General features: G+C 65.0%; 15 protein-coding genes and 1 tRNA gene. 10 read left to right on the forward strand and 6 right to left on the reverse strand.

Going from position 1 to position 17,283, the window contains the following annotated elements; genetic code table 11:
* Nucleotides 1-12: 12 nt before the first annotated feature.
* The 3 genes from BN69_RS02130 to BN69_RS02140 form a co-directional block, all read right to left on the reverse strand.
* On the reverse strand, nucleotides 13-894 hold the full coding sequence (locus tag BN69_RS02130) for an RNA polymerase factor sigma-32 (RefSeq protein WP_173370385.1): 882 nt from the start codon (nucleotides 892-894) through the stop codon (nucleotides 13-15).
* Between the two features lie 114 nt (nucleotides 895-1,008).
* Entirely contained in the window at nucleotides 1,009-2,481 is a 1,473-nt protein-coding gene (locus BN69_RS02135) for a M48 family metalloprotease (RefSeq protein ID WP_014889893.1), read from the reverse strand.
* Entirely contained in the window at nucleotides 2,459-3,262 is an 804-nt protein-coding gene (locus tag BN69_RS02140; protein ID WP_014889894.1) for a hypothetical protein, read from the reverse strand. The genes BN69_RS02135 and BN69_RS02140 overlap by 23 nt, the downstream gene beginning before the upstream one ends.
* Nucleotides 3,263-3,408: 146 nt before the next feature.
* Between BN69_RS02140 and ybgF the strand changes: the two genes are divergently transcribed.
* From ybgF to ftsH, 3 genes are all read left to right on the forward strand, one after another.
* Nucleotides 3,409-4,395 (forward strand): tol-pal system protein YbgF, encoded by a 987-nt coding sequence (ybgF, locus tag BN69_RS02145; protein WP_014889895.1) that lies wholly within the window; start codon nucleotides 3,409-3,411, stop codon nucleotides 4,393-4,395.
* A 34-nt stretch (nucleotides 4,396-4,429) separates the two neighbouring features.
* Nucleotides 4,430-5,464, forward strand: coding sequence for a tRNA lysidine(34) synthetase TilS (gene tilS, locus BN69_RS02150; RefSeq protein WP_014889896.1), 1,035 nt, complete (start codon nucleotides 4,430-4,432; stop codon nucleotides 5,462-5,464).
* A gap of 178 nt (nucleotides 5,465-5,642) precedes the next feature.
* Nucleotides 5,643-7,556 carry an ATP-dependent zinc metalloprotease FtsH gene (gene ftsH / locus BN69_RS02155; protein ID WP_014889897.1) on the forward strand — a complete coding sequence of 638 codons (1,914 nt, stop codon included), beginning with the start codon at nucleotides 5,643-5,645 and terminating at the stop codon, nucleotides 7,554-7,556.
* A 56-nt stretch (nucleotides 7,557-7,612) separates the two neighbouring features.
* On the opposite strand, the gene arsC is transcribed toward ftsH, so the two are convergent.
* Entirely contained in the window at nucleotides 7,613-7,975 is a 363-nt protein-coding gene (arsC, locus tag BN69_RS02160) for an arsenate reductase (glutaredoxin) (RefSeq protein WP_014889898.1), read from the reverse strand.
* Between the two features lie 174 nt (nucleotides 7,976-8,149).
* On the opposite strand from arsC, the gene glmM reads away from it, so the two are divergent.
* Both glmM and BN69_RS02170 read left to right on the forward strand, forming a co-directional pair.
* Complete coding sequence (gene glmM / locus BN69_RS02165; RefSeq protein WP_014889899.1) at nucleotides 8,150-9,496, forward strand: phosphoglucosamine mutase; 1,347 nt, start codon at nucleotides 8,150-8,152, stop codon at nucleotides 9,494-9,496.
* Nucleotides 9,497-9,681: 185 nt separating this feature from the next.
* Nucleotides 9,682-9,915 (forward strand): hypothetical protein, encoded by a 234-nt coding sequence (locus BN69_RS02170; RefSeq protein ID WP_148277001.1) that lies wholly within the window; start codon nucleotides 9,682-9,684, stop codon nucleotides 9,913-9,915.
* Between the two features lie 79 nt (nucleotides 9,916-9,994).
* Here the strand turns inward: BN69_RS02170 and chrA are convergent, their stop codons facing one another.
* Complete coding sequence (chrA, locus tag BN69_RS02175) at nucleotides 9,995-11,215, reverse strand: chromate efflux transporter (protein WP_014889901.1); 1,221 nt, start codon at nucleotides 11,213-11,215, stop codon at nucleotides 9,995-9,997.
* A 206-nt stretch (nucleotides 11,216-11,421) separates the two neighbouring features.
* On the opposite strand from chrA, the gene xseA reads away from it, so the two are divergent.
* On the forward strand, nucleotides 11,422-12,999 hold the full coding sequence (gene xseA, locus BN69_RS02180; protein WP_014889902.1) for an exodeoxyribonuclease VII large subunit: 1,578 nt from the start codon (nucleotides 11,422-11,424) through the stop codon (nucleotides 12,997-12,999).
* Between the two features lies 1 nt (nucleotide 13,000).
* Here the strand turns inward: xseA and BN69_RS02185 are convergent, their stop codons facing one another.
* Nucleotides 13,001-13,450: a hypothetical protein gene (locus BN69_RS02185; RefSeq protein WP_041927097.1), complete on the reverse strand. Its 450-nt coding sequence runs from the start codon at nucleotides 13,448-13,450 to the stop codon at nucleotides 13,001-13,003.
* A 393-nt stretch (nucleotides 13,451-13,843) separates the two neighbouring features.
* Here BN69_RS02185 and pal point away from each other — a divergent pair, with 393 nt between their 5' ends.
* The 4 genes from pal (at nucleotide 13,844) to BN69_RS02210 (ending at nucleotide 17,278) form a co-directional block, all read left to right on the forward strand.
* Nucleotides 13,844-14,368, forward strand: a complete 525-nt coding sequence (pal, locus tag BN69_RS02190; protein WP_014889904.1) for a peptidoglycan-associated lipoprotein Pal — start codon at nucleotides 13,844-13,846, stop codon at nucleotides 14,366-14,368.
* A gap of 74 nt (nucleotides 14,369-14,442) precedes the next feature.
* Nucleotides 14,443-14,518: transfer RNA gene (locus tag BN69_RS02195), tRNA-Trp, on the forward strand.
* A 751-nt stretch (nucleotides 14,519-15,269) separates the two neighbouring features.
* Complete coding sequence (locus tag BN69_RS02205; RefSeq protein WP_014889906.1) at nucleotides 15,270-15,842, forward strand: isochorismatase family protein; 573 nt, start codon at nucleotides 15,270-15,272, stop codon at nucleotides 15,840-15,842.
* A 107-nt stretch (nucleotides 15,843-15,949) separates the two neighbouring features.
* Nucleotides 15,950-17,278: a nicotinate phosphoribosyltransferase gene (locus tag BN69_RS02210; protein WP_014889907.1), complete on the forward strand. Its 1,329-nt coding sequence runs from the start codon at nucleotides 15,950-15,952 to the stop codon at nucleotides 17,276-17,278.
* Nucleotides 17,279-17,283 lie beyond the last annotated feature (5 nt).

Consider the following 17,283-nt stretch of genomic DNA (forward strand, 5'->3'; position numbering starts at 1 on the left):
GGGTTTTTTTCGCTACACTCTCGCCGGCTCGTCAGGCGTCGCCGTCTCTTGCATCCGCGACAGCGCGCGCCTCAACTTGACCAGCGCGCGACTTTCAATCTGCCGCACCCGCTCCTTGGAAATGCCAAGGCGATCTCCGAGCGTCTCAAGCGTCACCAGATTTTCCGCCAGCCGACGCTCGCGCACGATGCGCAACTCGCGTTCGGAGAGAATGGCCAGCGCATCCTTGAGCCAGCGCGCGCGCCGATCTGAATCCAGCGTCTCTTCGACGACCTCGTCGGGAAGCGGCTTCTCGTCGACGAGAAAATCCATCCTCTGCGCCGAGCCGGACGTATCGTCGTCGACGAGCTGGGCGTTCAGCGACACGTCGGAACCCGATAGACGCGAATCCATCATCTCCACGTCGGCCCGCGAAACGCCGATCGCGTTGGCGATCGTCTGATAGGCGTCGACCGAGCTTCTGCCGTGATTTTCGCGCGCCAGCCGCGCACGCAAGCGACGCAAATTGAAGAACAGCGCCTTTTGCGACGAGCTTGTTCCTCCCCGCACGATCGACCAGTTGCGCAACACATAGTCCTGGATCGACGCTCTGATCCACCATGTGGCGTAAGTGGAGAAGCGTACGTCGCGCTCCGGCGCGAACCGCGCCGCGGCCTCTAACAATCCAACGTGGCCTTCCTGCACGAGATCGGAGAGCGGCAATCCGTAATGTCTAAACTTCGCCGAAAGCGCGATCACGAGGCGCATGTGTGCGGCGGCGAGCTTATGAAGCGCCGTCGCATCGCCCCGTTCGCGCCAAGCGACGGCGAGCTGCTTTTCTTCGTCGCGTTCCAGGAAGGGCGCCTCAGCCGCAGCCTTGATCAATTCGCGCCCGAGTCCAGGCATATAAGCCATGACGCCCTCCATACGCGACCCCACTAATGGTGGGATTCCACGCGCCAAGATTTGCCTTGCTTTGGATAACCGTCAGGCGCGGCGGTTGTTCCCAAAGCGAGCAAAAACCGGGCTTCACTCGGTTACGATTTTGTAATGTTCGCCGGCGGTGAGGGCGTCGCCGGCGGACAACCCGTTGAGAAGCATGAAATGTTCGACTGGCCTATTGGGAACCACCATCCGCGCGGCCATCGTTTCGATCGTGTCGCCATGGACGGCGACAGCCACCGCAATCTTCAAGGGCCGCGCGTCAGTGGTTTCGTCGGGGCCAAGCCGGCGGAACGATCTGATCGACTCCATGAAGAGCGCGTCGGCCTCGTCGCTCAATTTGCGCGCCGCAAAAATCAGGCGGTAGAGAAAATCGCCCGACCGGATCACCGCCAGCCGGAAATTCCACTCTCCCGCCCGAGCGACGGCGATCACGGCGGGGAGCCCGTTGATGTCCATCTTGCGCACGGAGGAAGGAAGCAGACCGTCGACCCAACCGGAGCCGACATAGGCTTCGAGATTCTCGTCCGAGGGCAGACGCACGCTGTCGAGCCGCAAGGCTTCATTGTCGGCTTCGCGCACGCCGAATACCGCTTCGTTGGAATTCTCCAGAAGAAAGCCCTCAGGCGCGGTGAAGGCGAAGCGCAGTCGCGGATGGGTGAATTTGCGGTCGCGAACGTAGCCTTCCATGGGATCGTCGCCGAAGGCGACGCCTTTGATGGCCTCCAGATAGCCGCTGCGGTCGACGACGCCGATCCCCGGCGCTCCGATTTGTCGCGCTGCGGCGACGGCCCTTGTGATGCGGTCGGGGGTGGAGGGATGCGTCGAGGTAATGTCGAAGTCGAGCGACTTCTTCTTTCCATAGAGCGCCGCGCGCAAATCCGTCGACCGACCCAGCGCCGTCAGGAAGCGCGAGGCGCCATAGGGGTCGAAGCCGGCTCGGGCGATGACGCGGACGCCGGCGGCGTCGGCGTCGAGCTCCTGCTGACGGGAAAAACTCGCGACGGAGAGCCGCTGACTGGAACGCACCTCGTCGCCCTTCTGGCGATTCTGAATCACCGCCGCGGCTTGCGAGATGATCGCGGCCTCCCGCTCGCGTTCGGCGCGGAGCGCGCTGTGGCGCAAGGAGACATGGGCGATTTCATGCGCCATCACCGCCGCCGCCTCCGAAGCGTCTCCGGCGAGCGCCAGCAGCCCGCGGGTGACGTAAAGATTGCCGGAGGGCAGCGCGAAGGCGTTGACGACAGGCGTATTGAGAATCGTCACCTTATAGGTCGGCTGGCCGGGCGTATCGCTGACGCTCGCGAGCTTGGCGAGAATGCCGTCAAGATAATGCTCTGCGCCCGGAGCCTCATATTCGCCGCCGAATTGGGCGACGAGCTCCTTATGCTGAACCGTGCTGCGATTATCGGTTCGCGGGCCGGCCGGCCGCGTCGGAGGCAAGGGGGCGGTAAAGATCTGTCCTTGCCGCTCGAGCTCCGCGCAGCCTCCGACCGCTGCGCCGATGACGACGGCCAGCCAGGCGATCGCCGTCCGCCTAGTGAGAGGCGACGCCGTCAACAAATTCGATCTCGGCTGGCGTAGCGATTTCGATGCGAGCCCCGGTCTCAATAAGTCCTCGTACGCGCGCTCGCCGCCCAACGAGCGAGCGGGGCTCGATTTGTCCGAACATAGCCAAATTGCGCCGCTGAATCACGACGCTAAAGCTATCGCGCCATTTGTCGCCAAAATTAAGGTAGAAGGCGCGCCGCGACTCGCCGACCGAGCGGATCGCGCCGACGACGACGATCATGCCCTTGCGCCGCTTCAGATCATCCACCGCGCCCGGCGCCGAGACGTCGATCTGGCGGAACTCCGGCCGCGACCAAACCCCGACGCCCGAGTCGCGCGCCGGGGCCTCGGCGGCCAAATACGCCTTGGCGCAGGCGGCGGCCGTCGGATCCGGACGAAAGCGCGCCTCGCCCGCCGAGAGCAGCGCAGCCGCCACGGATGCGAGGGGCGCCGAAGCGCCTCCCTCGGCCGGGCTTGCGTAAACTCTCGCCGGCGCCCTGCCCCAGCGGTCCGCTGTCGACGCAAAGGCCCCCAGGAATATGTCCCGGCCGGCGAGCCACGCGGACAGACGGCTGCGGATCGCGGCGCGCAGCGCCGCCATTTCAGGCGGCGGAAAATCAAGGCCCGCGAGAGCGGCGCGACGGCCATCGTCGAGCAGCAGTTCGAAGTCCTCATCGACGGCGGCGACGGTCGCCGGAACGGCGCCCTCGAGCGAGCATTCGCCGGTTTCCGCGGCCGGGGGAAACGACTCGGCGGACGACGGCCAAGCCGCCGCCATAAACGAGGCCATCGCCATTCTTCTAACCCAAACGATTCTCAATGATCGCATCATGATCGCATCGCCTAATTTTAGCCGAATGGGCGCCTATGGTAAGGCGATGTCGCGCCGCATCGAATTGAGCGGCGCCCTTAGAGCAAGTCTCGGCCTTCGCGACCATGTTCCCACGTTACGCCCTCATCTTCGCCCTGCCCTTGTTTGCGGCGGGCGCCGCCCAGGCGTTCGACGTCTATGGCGATCCCCGGCCGGAGGGAGACCTCCGCCATGTTCAGACCTACAATGTTCCGCCCGCGGATATTTATGAAGGTCCTGACGCGGGACCGTCGGACGCGGCCGCGGCGATGCGGATCGATCGGCTGGAGCGCGAGCTACGCCGATTGACCGGACAGAACGAGGAGCTGCAGCACAGGGTGCAGCTTTTGGAAGAGCAGCTGCGCGTCGCAAAGCCCGAGCCGCATGCGGAGACTGCGCCGCATGGGCCGACGAATCCGTCAGCTGTCGCGCAGGCGGCCCCCGAGACGAGCGCCAGCGCCGGCAAGCGCGGCGACGCCTTTGATCCCGCGACACAGCCGACTGCGCCCGGCGCGCCGCGGCCGCTCGGCACGACGCCTCCGTCAGCGCCGCTCGAAAGCGCCGTCCGGCCGACGGGTTCGGTGACGACGGCCCCTGTGCGCGAAGCCGGCCAGCCGCTGGATATCGCCCACGGCCGCCTTGTCGGCGATCAGCCGGCGCCCGCGGAAATCGCCGTCGCGCCGCCGGTCGCGGCCCCCAAGGAGCAATACGACGAGGCGGTCGGCGCGTTGCGCGCCGGCAAATATGAGGAAGCCGAGAAGTCGCTCTCGACGTTTCTGTCTAAGAACGGCAAGAGCAAGCTCGCCGCCGCCGCGACATTCAACCTGGGCGAAAGTTTCTTTTTGCGCGGACGGCACCGCGAGGCCGCCGAAAGATATTTGGAAATCTCGACGAAATACGGCGACTCGCCGCAGGCGCCGGAAGCGCTGTTGCGGCTTGGCCAATCGCTGAGCGCGATGGGCGCGAAGGAGCAGGCCTGCGCCTCCTATTCCGAGATCAATGTCAAATTCCCGAAAGCGGCGATGCGAATCCGCGAAGCGGCACAGCGCGAAAGCAAGAAAATTCAATGCTAGCCGCCCGCGCGGCGGTCGGCGCCCCTCCCTAGGCATGCCGCGCAGGGAGCCGGAAGACCGCGCCGCAATCGACGACGACCCGCTCGAAGCGAGTCGCGAACGCGCGCTCGATCTCCTCGCGCCCTACCCTTCCTTGCTGCTCGCGGTTTCGGGAGGCCCGGACTCCGTCGCCTTGATGCTGCTTTGCGCGCAATGGCCGTTACGCGGGTCGCGCCACATCGCGGTGGCGACGGTCGATCACCGCCTGCGCGAAGAGGCGCGCGCGGAGGCCGAAGAAGTCGGCCGCTGGGCGCGCGCTCTTGGCTACGATCACCATTTATTGACGTGGGAGGAAGAAAAGCCCTCGACGCGCCTCCAGGAGCGGGCGCGGCGCGCGCGCTACGCGCTGCTGACCGCATGCGCGCGGCGAATCGGCGCATCCGCCATCGCGCTTGCGCATCATTCGGAAGACCAGGCGGAAACGATCCTGTTTCGTCTGACCCGCGGCTCCGGAGTCGCCGGACTTGCAGGCATGGCGCGCATCGCGCGCCACGAAGACATCTCGCTGCTACGGCCGCTGCTCGACTTTCGCAAAGAGGAGCTGGAGGCGGTTTGCGCGCGCGCGGGTCAACCGTTCTTTCGCGACCCGTCCAATGAAGACGAATGCTTCGCGCGCGTGCGGCTGCGCAGGCTGGCGCCCATGCTCGCCGCGCAGGGGCTTAGCCGAGATGCGCTGCTGCGGCTTGGATCGCGCGCGGCGCGCGCCGACGCCGCGCTGGCGCATTGCGCCGCCGAAATGCTGGCGCGCGCGCTGCGTCGCGACGAAGCGTCATGCGTCGAGTTCGACGCCGCGGCGCTGTGCGAGGCGCCGCTGGAACTTCTCCAACGCGTGCTCGCAAGCGCGATCCTGCGGATCGCGCCGGCGGCTGTGCTTCGCCTCGAACGCTTGGAGCGCGCCAGCGCGCGCGTGGCCGCCGCCGTGGCTGCGCGCGGATCGGTCCGAATGACGCTTGCCGATGTCTCGATTGAAGCGAAAGGCGGACGAATTCGGCTGCGTCCGGCGCCGCCTCGCCGCTCAAGCTTGACTTAGCAAATTCGCGTTGTTCGGGAGGAACTTGTCCGAAACGGCCAAGTCCCCACGCAACAACGCTTGGAATCACGGGCTTTTCCGAGACTTGGCAACGCGTCCAGGTGCGCCTAAATTAAGCACATCAGCGGAGCGCTTCGGGGGATAAGCCCGACCGAGCGGCTCCCGACAGGCTTCCCACATGAACCCACACTTCAGAAACCTCGCGCTCTGGGCAATCATCGGGTTGCTCGTGGTTGCGCTTGTCATGCTGTTTCAGCAGCCTGGCCAGCGCACGCCGATCCGCGACATTTCATATAGCGAACTGCTGACGCAGATCGATCAGGGCCGCGTCCATGACGTGACGATCGCGGGCAATGAGATCGTTGGGCACTTCAACGACAATCGGCCGTTTACGACCTATGCGCCGGACGACGCCAATCTCGTGCCGCGCCTACAGGCCAAGAACGTCTCAATCAGCGCCAAGCCGAATAATGAAGGCGGCAGCTTCCTGGTGACGCTCCTGCTCAACGCGCTGCCGCTCGTCGCATTCCTCGCGGTCTGGATTTTCCTGTCGCGGCAGATGCAGGGCGGCGCGGGCCGCGCGATGGGGTTTGGCAAGTCAAAGGCGAAGCTTTTGACCGAGACGCAAGGCCGCGTCACCTTCGAGGACGTCGCCGGCGTCGACGAAGCGAAAGAGGATCTGCAGGAGATCGTCGAATTCCTGCGCGATCCGCAGAAGTTCCAGCGGCTCGGCGGGCGCATTCCGCGCGGCGTGCTGCTGGTCGGACCGCCCGGCACGGGTAAAACCTTGCTCGCCCGCGCCATCGCCGGCGAGGCGGGCGTGCCCTTCTTCTCGATCTCGGGCTCCGACTTCGTCGAAATGTTCGTCGGCGTCGGCGCGTCGCGCGTGCGCGACATGTTCGAACAGGCGAAGAAGAACGCGCCCTGCATCATCTTCGTCGACGAAATCGACGCGGTCGGCCGCCATCGCGGCGCCGGCCTCGGCGGCGGCAATGACGAGCGCGAGCAGACCTTGAACCAGCTGCTCGTCGAGATGGACGGCTTCGAGGCGAATGAGGGCATCATCCTGATCGCCGCGACCAACCGTCCGGACGTGCTCGATCCGGCGCTGATGCGCCCCGGCCGCTTCGACCGGCAGATCCAGGTGCCGAACCCGGACTTCATCGGCCGCGAGAAGATTCTGAAGGTCCACGCCCGCAAGGTGCCTCTGGCGCCGGACGTTGATCTGAAGGTCGTGGCGCGCGGCACGCCGGGCTTCTCTGGCGCCGATCTGATGAATCTCGTCAACGAGGCGGCGCTGCTCGCGGCGCGGCGCTCGAAGCGGATCGTCACGAACCAGGAGTTCGAGGACGCCCGCGACAAGATCATGATGGGCGCCGAGCGTCGCACGCTGGTGATGACGGATGAGGAGAAGAAGCTCACCGCCTATCACGAAGGCGGCCATGCGCTGGTGTCCTTGAACGTGCCGGGGTCGATTCCGATCCACAAGGCGACGATCATTCCGCGCGGCAGAGCGCTCGGCATGGTGCAGGGCCTGCCCGAGCGCGATCAGATCTCGCAGAGCTACGAGCAGCTCGTGGCGATGCTGGCGATGGCGATGGGCGGCCGCGTCGCCGAAGAATTGATCTTTGGGGCGGCGAAGACGACCTCCGGCGCCGCCTCGGACATTCAGCAGGCGACGCGCATCGCCCGCGCGATGGTCACCCAGCTCGGCTTCTCGGACAAGCTCGGCACGGTCGCCTACGCCGATCCGCAGCAGGAGCAATTCCTCGGCTATTCGCTCGGACGCACGCAGACCTTCTCCGAACAGACGCAGGAAACGATCGACGCGGAGGTGCGCCGGCTGGTGCAGGAGGCTTACGAGAAGGCCAGACAGATCCTCGTCGACAAGCGTTCGGATCTGGATACGCTCGCCAATGCGCTTCTCGAATTCGAGACGCTGTCCGGCGACGAGATCAAGGGTCTGCTCGCGGGCAAGCGGCCGGTGCGCGAGGAATCGTCGCCGACGCCGCCGCCGCGCGGCTCGGCGGTGCCGACGACGGGGCAGAAGCCGGAGCCCGACGTCGGCGGCCTGGAGCCGCATCCGATCTGATGGAAAAGCCCAGCGGCCCCGGCCGCTGGGCTTTTTTGCGTTCAAACCCCGGCGATCTATGTCTTGGACCGCGCGATCAGATCTTGGAGCGTCTCGGCGGGTCGACAGAGCGCCGCCTTGTCGCCCATCGAAACGATCGGCCGCTCGATCAGAATCGGATGCTGTTCGATGGCGGCGAAAATCTCCTCGTCCGACAGGGCGGGATTATCGAGTCCCAGCTCTGCATAGGGCGTCCCGCGCTTGCGCAGCACGTCGCGCACGTTCTTGCCCATGCGGCGCAGAAGCTCCTTCAAGGCCGCCCGGTCGGGCGGGTTTTTGAGATAGTCGATCACCTGCGGCTCGTAGCCGGCCCCGCGGAGGGCGGCCAACACGTTGCGCGAGGTCCCGCAGGCGGGATTGTGGTAGATCTTGACTTCCATGTGGACATCCGTTCAGACGATGTGCGAGTGTTCATTAGCTGTTCATTAGACCGACGAAAATACGCATTTAACATTGTGGCGTTATGCCCATAGATGCGCCGACTTGGCGCGACGGATGGCGTGACAGATGGCGTGAAGGTTGCGCGATTTGGCGCCGCTCGCTGAGGATCTTCGATGACCCGCACCTATTTCGGCACAGATGGCATTCGTGGCCTCGCCAACGAGAAGATCACGCCGGAGCTCGCGCTCAAGGTTGGGCAGGCGGCCGGGCTGATCTTTCACCGCGGCGAAGGTCGGCACCGCGTCGTTATCGGCAAGGACACGCGGCTCTCAGGCTATATGATCGAATATGCGCTTGTCGCCGGCTTCACATCCGTCGGCATGGATCCGCTGCTGCTGGGGCCAATGCCGACGCCCGCAGTCGCCATGCTCACAAGATCGATGCGCGCCGACGTCGGCGTGATGATTTCCGCCTCTCACAATTCCTTCGAGGACAACGGCATCAAGCTGTTTGGACCGGACGGCCACAAGCTTTCGGACGAGATCGAACACGAGATCGAGCGTCTCATCGACGGCGACATGTTGCGCAAGCGCGCGGGACCGAAAGATCTCGGACGCGCCCGCCGCATCGACGACGTGCGCGCCCGCTATATCGAGTTCGCCAAGCGTACGCTGCCGCGCAATCTGAGCTTGGAAGGGTTGCGCCTCGTCGTCGATTGCGCGAATGGCGCGGCGTATAAAGTGGCGCCCGAGGCGCTGTGGGAGCTTGGCGCCGAAGTGATCGCGATCGGCGTCGATCCCGACGGATTTAACATCAATCATCGCGTGGGCTCCACAGCGCCGCAGGCGCTGCGTGACAAGGTCCGCGAGCTGCGCGCCGACGTGGGCATCGCGCTCGACGGCGACGCCGACCGCGTCATTATGGTCGACGAAAATGGGCGGCTGATCGACGGCGATCAGCTGATGGCGGTCGTCGCCGAAAGCTGGCGCGATCAGGGGCTGCTGTCAAAGCCGGGGATCGTCGCGACGATCATGTCCAATTTTGGATTGGAGCGCCATCTGAATTCGATCGGGCTCGCGCTCGAGCGAACGCCCGTCGGCGACCGTTATGTGATCGAGCGCATGCGCGAAGCCGGATACAACATTGGCGGCGAACAGTCGGGCCATATCATTCTCTCTGACTATTGCACGACGGGCGACGGGCTCGTGACGGCGATGCAGGCGCTCGCCGAGGTGAAGCGTCAGGATCGTCCGGTGAGCGAAGTTTGCCATCGGTTCGAGCCGCTGCCGCAGGTGCTGGAGAATGTGCGCGCCCATCGTCGCGAATTGGAGCGCACGGCGGTGGCGTCTGCGATCGACGATGCGCGGGCGCGACTCGGCGGCTCCGGCAGACTCATTGTGCGCCCCTCCGGCACTGAACCCGTGATCCGCGTCATGGGCGAAGGGGACGACCGCGAACTGGTCGAATCCCTCGTCGCGCAGATCTGCAGCGTCCTGAAGGAATCCGCCGAGGCGGCCTGAGCCGGCGTTTTGGCGACGCCACGAGAAGTTGCGGCGTGCGACGCGAATACGCTCTGCAGGCGCGCTGGGTTAAGGAACTTGGTTAAGCAATAGGGTTAACCCGCCCTTAACTGTTATCGTCCATGCTTTCTTTTCGGCGCTGCGCCATTCGCAAGCAATGGCGCACGCGAAAATGGGAGCACATCATGCGCCGCTCCATCGCCCTCCTGTCGTTCGTCCTGATTGCCGGCGCCGTGAACGCGCGCGCCGAAAATTTGCCGGCGCCGCCCCTTGATGTCAGCGGCTGGTATCTTCGGGGCAATGTCGACGCGCCCGAGCAGTTGACGGAAGGGCGGTCGCGGCTCGCGCCCAACCTTCTCGCCGACCTGGCGAACGGCCCCGCCCGACCAACGCATTATTCGATGAGCGAAATGCGCTAGCTTTCAAATACGCGAGCCACAACGTTTCATGTTCAGCAATGCGCAAGACGCGGACGTGCTGCGAGCGCCGTAATCGGCCTTAGGCGACCATGGCGATGAGCGTTGCGCCGAATGCGCCGAGGATGACGACCAGCCACGGCGGCGTCCGCCAGAGCGCGAGCAAGAGGAAAGCAAGAAGGCCGAGCCCGAAATCGGCCGGGCCAAGGATCGCGCTCGTCCAAACCGGGGTATAGAGCGCTCCGAGCAGAATTCCGACGACGGTCGCGTTGATCCCTTTGAGCGCCGATTGCGCCACCGTTCGATGACGCAAAGCGTCCCAAAAAGGCAGCGCGCCGACGACCAGCAGAAAAGACGGCAGGAAAATCGCGACGAGACAGATCAGCCCGCCAACCCAGCCGTTTGGCTCGGACGTCATCGCCGCGCCGAGATAGGCCGCGAAAGTGAACAGCGGGCCGGGAACCGCTTGCGCCGCGCCATAGCCGGCAAGGAATGCGTCACGGTCGATCCAGCCTGGAGATACGAAGGTCTGCTGCAGCAGCGGCAACACGACGTGCCCGCCGCCGAAGACGAGCGACCCGGAGCGATAAAAGCCGCTGATAAGCTCGATCGTCGGATTGGGGTTTGCGGTCGCCAGGATGGGCAACCCGACCAGCAAAACGGCGAACATCGCGAGCGAGGCGACGGCCGCGGCCCGGTTGATGGGGATTGACAGAGGCGTCGTGGCTCCGTTGGTCTCCCCCGAGAGGAACAGCCAGCCAACGACGCCCCCCGCCGCAATCGCGCCAATCTGACCGCTGGCCGTGGGGACCGCCAATGTCAGCAGCGTCGCCGCCACGGCGATGGTCGCCCGCTCCCGATCCGGACAAAGGTTTCGCGCCATCGCCCACACCGCTTGCGCGACGACCGCGACAGCGACGACTTTGAGGCCGTGCAGCCAGGCGACCTGCGAGAGATCGCCGAGGCGCCCGACGCCATAGGCGAAGCCGATCAACGCGAGCGCCGAAGGCATGGTGAAGCCGATCCATGCCGCCAATCCGCCGGCGAGGCCGGCCCGCAACATGCCGATGATGATGCCGACCTGACTGCTCGCGGGGCCGGGAAGGAACTGGCAGAGCGCGACGATATCCGAGTAGGCGGGCTCATCGAGCCATTTGCGGCGCGTGACGAACTCAGAATGAAAATAGCCAAGATGGGCCACCGGCCCGCCGAAACTCGTGACGCCGAGGCGCAGAAAAACGCCAAGCACTTCCAGAATGGAGCCACGCCCCGATTTGAGCGTCCTCCCGCGATCCGCGCTCACGGCGAGCTCTGCGCTTCAGAATGTCCATAGGCTGCGCCGAACAGCCGCTCACTCAGCGACCACCGTCGCGAAGCGCTGAGCGGCACCAATGGGAGTGCTGTTCTTTTGCTGGCTTTGAGCATTTACATGATGGTCGTTGGGGGCCGTTCGCGCCCGCCTATCATGCTGCTACACCACTGCGCGGACAGTTCAATGTTTGCGTGAGAATGACGCAAGACGCAAAGCGTGAGCATATCTCATCCATGCCCGACCTCACCGAAATCGGCGGAGACGCGCCTCAGACCAATACGCCTGAGATCAGCGTCTCTGAACTCGCGAACGCGCTGAAGCAGACGATCGAGGATCGCTTCGGGCGCGTGCGCGTGCGCGGCGAGATCTCCAACTATCGCGGCCCGCACGCCTCCGGCCACGCCTATTTCTGCCTCAAGGATCAGAATGCGCGACTCGACGCGGTGATCTGGCGGTCGACGTTTCTGCGCCTGCGCACGCGGCCGCAGGAGGGACTGGAAGTCGTCGCGACCGGCCGCCTCACAACGTTCCCAGGAAAGTCGTCCTATCAGATCGTCATCGAGTCGCTGGAGCCTGCAGGCGTCGGCGCGCTGATGGCGCTGCTCGACGCGCGCCGCAAGGCGCTCGCGGCCGAGGGCCTCTTCGACGAAGCGCGCAAGCGCCCCCTGCCCTTCCTGCCGCGCGTCGTCGGCGTGGTGACCTCGCCGACCGGCGCCGTCATCCGCGACATCCTGCACCGTCTCAACGACCGCTTCCCGCGCCGCGTGCTGGTCTGGCCCGTGCGCGTGCAGGGCGAGAGTTGCGCCGAGGAGGTCGCGGCGGGCATTCGCGGTTTCAATGCGCTGCCTGTCGGGGGGGCCATTCCCCGCCCCGACGTGCTGATCGTCGCGCGCGGCGGCGGCTCGCTCGAGGATCTGTGGGGCTTCAATGAGGAACTCGTCGTTCTCGCGGCGGCGGAGAGCGCCATTCCGCTCATTTCGGCGATCGGCCATGAGACCGATACGACGCTCATCGATTTCGTCGCCGACCTGCGGGCGCCGACGCCGACCGGCGCGGCCGAGAAAGCCGTTCCGGTGCGCGTCGAGCTTTTCGAACATCTCGCGATACGCACAAGCCGGCTGGAGGGCGCGCGCCGCCGCGCCATGGACCAACGTCGCGTCCAGCTTTCGACCTACGCACGCCTGCTCCCCGCTGGCGACGCCCTGCTCGCCAATCCGCGCCAGCGTTTCGACCGGGCGGCCGAACGGCTGCGCGCCGGCGCCCGCGCCGCCCGAGACGGACGGCGTCTGCGGCTGTCGCGCGCCGCAACGCTGCTCGCCCGCCACTCGCCGCAGGCGGAGCTGGCGCGCGTGCGTGAGCAGCTGCGCGGTCTTGGCGCGCGGCTGCAGCAGGGTTATCGCGCCAGGCGCGTTCTCGCGGGCCAGGAGAACGCCGCCGCCAGGCAGCGCCTCGCCGGCGCGGCGCAGCGTCTCGACCGCGCGATCACCGGCTTGATCGGCGGCCATCAGGACAGGATCGACCGACTGGCCCGGCTGCAGGAAACGCTCAGCCATCGCTCGGCGTTGGCGCGAGGCTTTGCGCTAGTGCATGACGACAGCGGCGCGCTGGTGCGCAGCGTCGCGCAGGCTCCTCCTGGAACGGGTCTCGATATCGAGATCGCCGACGGCAGAATCCAGGCGCGCGCTGGCATTGCGATTCCAGATCCGCCGGCGCGCCCGCGCCCGCGGCGCCGCCTAAAAAGCGCCGACAGCGACGATCAGGGATCGCTGTTCTGACCTATTCGAATCGCATCTGCCACGCGACGATGCTGCGCTGCATGGCGGCCCGCGGCAGATAACAGAATACATTGGTCGAGATCGGCGCCTCGACGCAATGATAGTGCTCCTTGCTCCAGTCGTAGCCGAGCGTATCCATACAAGCGACGATCTTGTCGTGAATGAGCTTCGGGTTGGATCGCCGCTCCGCCGGAAAATCCCGCTCCGCCTGGTATTCGCAGTCGGTGACGTCCATCTTCTGGCCTTCGAAATAGCGGCCGCTGGCGCCGCTGGTGACGAACATCGCCTCGGTGGCGAGAATGAAGACCAGCCCGACCGCCAGCGCGAGCTTGCCCTGCCACTTGGTCTTGAAGAAGTGCAGATCGAGTAGCGACAGCAGTCCGACCGCCAGGAGACCGCCGCCGAGAAGCAGCGTCAACGGCGATAAAAAAGGCGCGATGCCTTCATTCATGTCACGCTCCTGACCGCGCGCGCCGCCGCTCCGCACGTCATTCAACGATATTAAGAGCGAGACTCTCCGCAAAGCAACCGCGCGCATCGCTTCGCCGCGGGCGCAGGTTCTTTTCTCGGAGCCGGAGCCCTCCCGGCGCCGCCCGTAGCTTCAAGCCGTTCACACGTTCCTGACGCTGGACGCGCGCGGACGCGCGCCGCGCCGAAGGACGTCTAATTCCCGCCGAAACAGGGTGTTAAGCTTCTGTTAACCAATTAACCGCTTATTAACGAAGGGGCCATTTTGCTCAAATGCAACAGGCCGAAGATACCTGCGATCAAGGTTGACGGAACCTTCGCTTAACCGTGGAAGCCTAGGACTATCGCCAGTCGGTGGTCGTAACAGGAGTTCTTCATGCTGCATTCGAAACGCGCCTGCGGCGCCAAATTCGTCGTCGCGCTGACGGCGGTCATGGCGGCCCTGGCGCTCTCGGCCTGCGCCAAGAACAGCGCGGATGAAGCCGCGAATGATCTAGCGGGCGGACGCTATGGACGCGGCGGCGTCGCCAGCCCCGGAAGCCATCAGGATTTCGTGGTCAATGTCGGAGATCGCATCTTCTTTGAAACCGACTCCACTGATTTGACCTCCACCGCGCAGGCCACGCTCGATAAGCAGGCCGAATGGCTCAATCGTTACTCTCGCTACAGCTTCACGATGGAAGGCCACGCCGACGAGCGCGGCACCCGCGAATATAATTTCGCGCTCGGCGCGCGACGCGCCGAAGTGGCCAAGAATTACCTCATCGCGCGCGGGGTTTCGGGGTCGCGCATCCGCACGGTGAGCTATGGCAAGGAGCGTCCTGTCGCCGTCTGCGACGACATCTCCTGCTGGTCGCAGAACCGTCGCGCCGTCACGGTGCTTTCCGGCGGCAATTCCTGATAGGAGGCCCGACGCGCCCCTTGCGTCCGGGGCGTCGTTGCGGCAATGAAGGCGCGCGCCTTTTGGGCGCCCGCAGGAGTGTAGCTCAACTGGTAGAGCACCGGTCTCCAAAACCGGGGGTTGGGGGTTCGAGCCCCTCCACTCCTGCCACTCGTGAAACTGTATTTTAGCTAAATTTCAGCTCCAGATTCAGCAGCGCTCTTCCACAATGCTCCTGCGCGAGGGGTGGCTTATGCGCGCAATGGTTCTCGTGAAAGCGACGCGGGAAAGCGACACCGGTATGCGCCATGGCGCAATCTTCAGCTGGGCTGCAGCACGGCGCAGCCGGGCTGCAAACTTGCGCGGCAGAACCGACGATCGCCGCCTAACAGGCTGCGCCGCCGCATCCGATCCACGGCTTTGGCCCTGCTAAGGCTTTAATTTTAAAACATTTTGTAGGGGAACAATGCAAATGTGACGCAGTTTCCATCCCTTCAAGGAGGATGCGTCATGCCGGACAGAGCGCCGGGCGATTGGCGGAAGGCGGCCGCCGGCAAGATGGGAGCGCGGATTGACGCCGCGATGGGATCGATCAGCGAGCATCTGAGGTCCAAGTTCGACAACGTCCTCACGGAGCCGCTGCCCGAGAAGATCGTGGACGTTATGGCCAAATTGGATTGTGGGCGCGCCGGTGGGAGCCCGACGCGCAGCAACGGTCAACTTCCCGCCAGCGCCAAATCTCGGCGACCCTAGCGAAGTCGCTCTTTGCGGCGCCATCGGCGCATCCATCACGTGGAAATCGCTGAGCCGCCTCCAACGCTCGCGCTGGGCCGCGCCCGCGGCTAGGATCATCCCCACCGAACGCGCCCTGCTATGCATTCAGCACGACGGGCGAGCGCGCCGTCTCTCGCGGAGCAACATCATGGCCGGCGAAGCGATGCGCCTGAACCCTGGCGACGCGCTCATCGTCCTGGACGTGCAGCGCGATTTCTGCGCCGGCGGCGCCTTAGAGGTTTCCGGAGCCGACGAGATCGTCTCCGTGGTCAATGAAATGATCGAGGAAGCCGCGGACGCCGGCGTTCCCATCGTCGCGTCGCGGGACTGGCATCCAATCGGCCATGCGAGTTTTCGCGACTGCGGCGGACCATGGCCGGCGCATTGCGTTCAGGACAGCGCCGGCGCGCAGTTCCATCCCGATCTGCGCCTGCCTGAGCAGGCCGTCATCGTCAGCAAGGGAGCGACGCTCGAGCGCGACCAGCTTTCGGCGCTCAACGGAACGGGGCTCGCGGAACGGCTGCGGCGTCTTGGCGTGCGTCGCCTCCTGATTGTCGGACTGGCGCTGGACGTCTGCGTGCTCGAAACGGCGCTGGACGCCGTCGCGGAAGGATTTGAAACGCATGTGCGGCTTTCCGGCGCGCGCGCCATCACGCCGGAAGGCGGAAGAGACGCCGTCGAAAAGATGAGAATGGCGGGCGTCTTCGTGGAGGAATGCTGAAACGTCGGGGCGGCGCAAATTTGCCCGGCCTCGGCCCCATGGTTACGGTCCCGACCGGCGCGCGAGCGCTTCCACCATAGCCAATCGCGACGTGAAAAGGAGCGATCGTGTCCAGCAGCGCGCTCTTCGCGGATCTCTATGAATTCACGATGCTGCGCGCCTATTTCGAATTAGGCATGAACGCGCAAGCGACGTTCAGCCTTTTCGTGCGCAATATGCCGCCGCAACGCAATTTTCTGATCGCCGCCGGCTTGAACGATCTTCTTCATGAGATCGAGCATCTGCGTTTTGAGCCGCAGCACATCGACTATCTGGGATCGCTCAAGATCTTTTCGCCGCCGTTCCTCGACTGGCTCGCCGGCTTTCGCTTCTCCGGCGACATCTATGCGATGCGCGAAGGCGCGCCGTTCTTTCAGAACGAGCCGATCCTGGAAGTGGTTGCGCCCATCGCCGAAGCGCAGCTCATCGAAACGCTGGTTCTCAATCAGATCGGATTGCAAACGATACTGGCGTCGAAAGCGGCGCGCGTCGTCGCCGCGGCGCGCGGCGCCAGCGTCGTCGACTTCGGCGCGCGACGGGCGCACGGCATGGATGCGGCGACAAAGGGCGCGCGCGCATTCTACATCGCCGGAGTCGATGCGACCTCCAATGTCGCGGCCGGCCAAGCCTATGGACTGCCCGTCGCCGGCACGATGGCGCACAGCTTTATCGAAGCCTGCGCCTCCGAGGCGGACGCCTTTCAGTCCTTCAGCGAAGTCTTTCCCGACACGACATTGCTCGTTGACACCTATGACACGCTCGACGGCGTCAAGAAAGTCGTCGCGCTCGCGAGGGCGCGCGGGACGAACTTCAAAGTCCGCGCGGTGCGTCTCGACTCCGGCGATCTCGACATGCTGTCGCGCCAAACGCGCCGCATCCTCGATGACGCCGGCTTGACCGACGTGCAGATCGTCGCGAGCGGCGGCCTCGATGAAATCAAAATCGACGCTCTGACGTCGCGCGGCGCGCCCATCGACGTCTTTGGCGTCGGGACGGATATGGCGGCGTCGAGCGATGCGCCAGCCATCGACATCGCCTATAAGCTGACCGACTACGCCGGCAAGGGACGCATGAAACTGTCGGCGGGCAAGCGCTCGCTGCCGGGCCGCAAACAGGTTTTTCGACAGTTTAGCGACGGCGTCGCGTCGAGGGACATCATCGCCCGGGAGGGCGAAACTCCGCCGGGCGTCCCCTTGCTGCAGCCGTTCATGCTGTCAGGTCGCCGGGTCGCGGCGCAGTCATGCGACCTTCCGCAAATACGCGATTACGCGAAAGAGCAGCTCGCTGCGTTGCCGTCGCATCTGAAAGCTCTCGGATCGCATGCGCGCTATGACGTGGCGATCAGCGACGCGCTCGCCAGCTATGAGCGCGAAACTCGCGCGCGGTTGATCGACTGACGGTT

The sequence above is a fragment of the Methylocystis sp. SC2 genome (genome assembly GCF_000304315.1).
Classification (GTDB): domain Bacteria; phylum Pseudomonadota; class Alphaproteobacteria; order Rhizobiales; family Beijerinckiaceae; genus Methylocystis.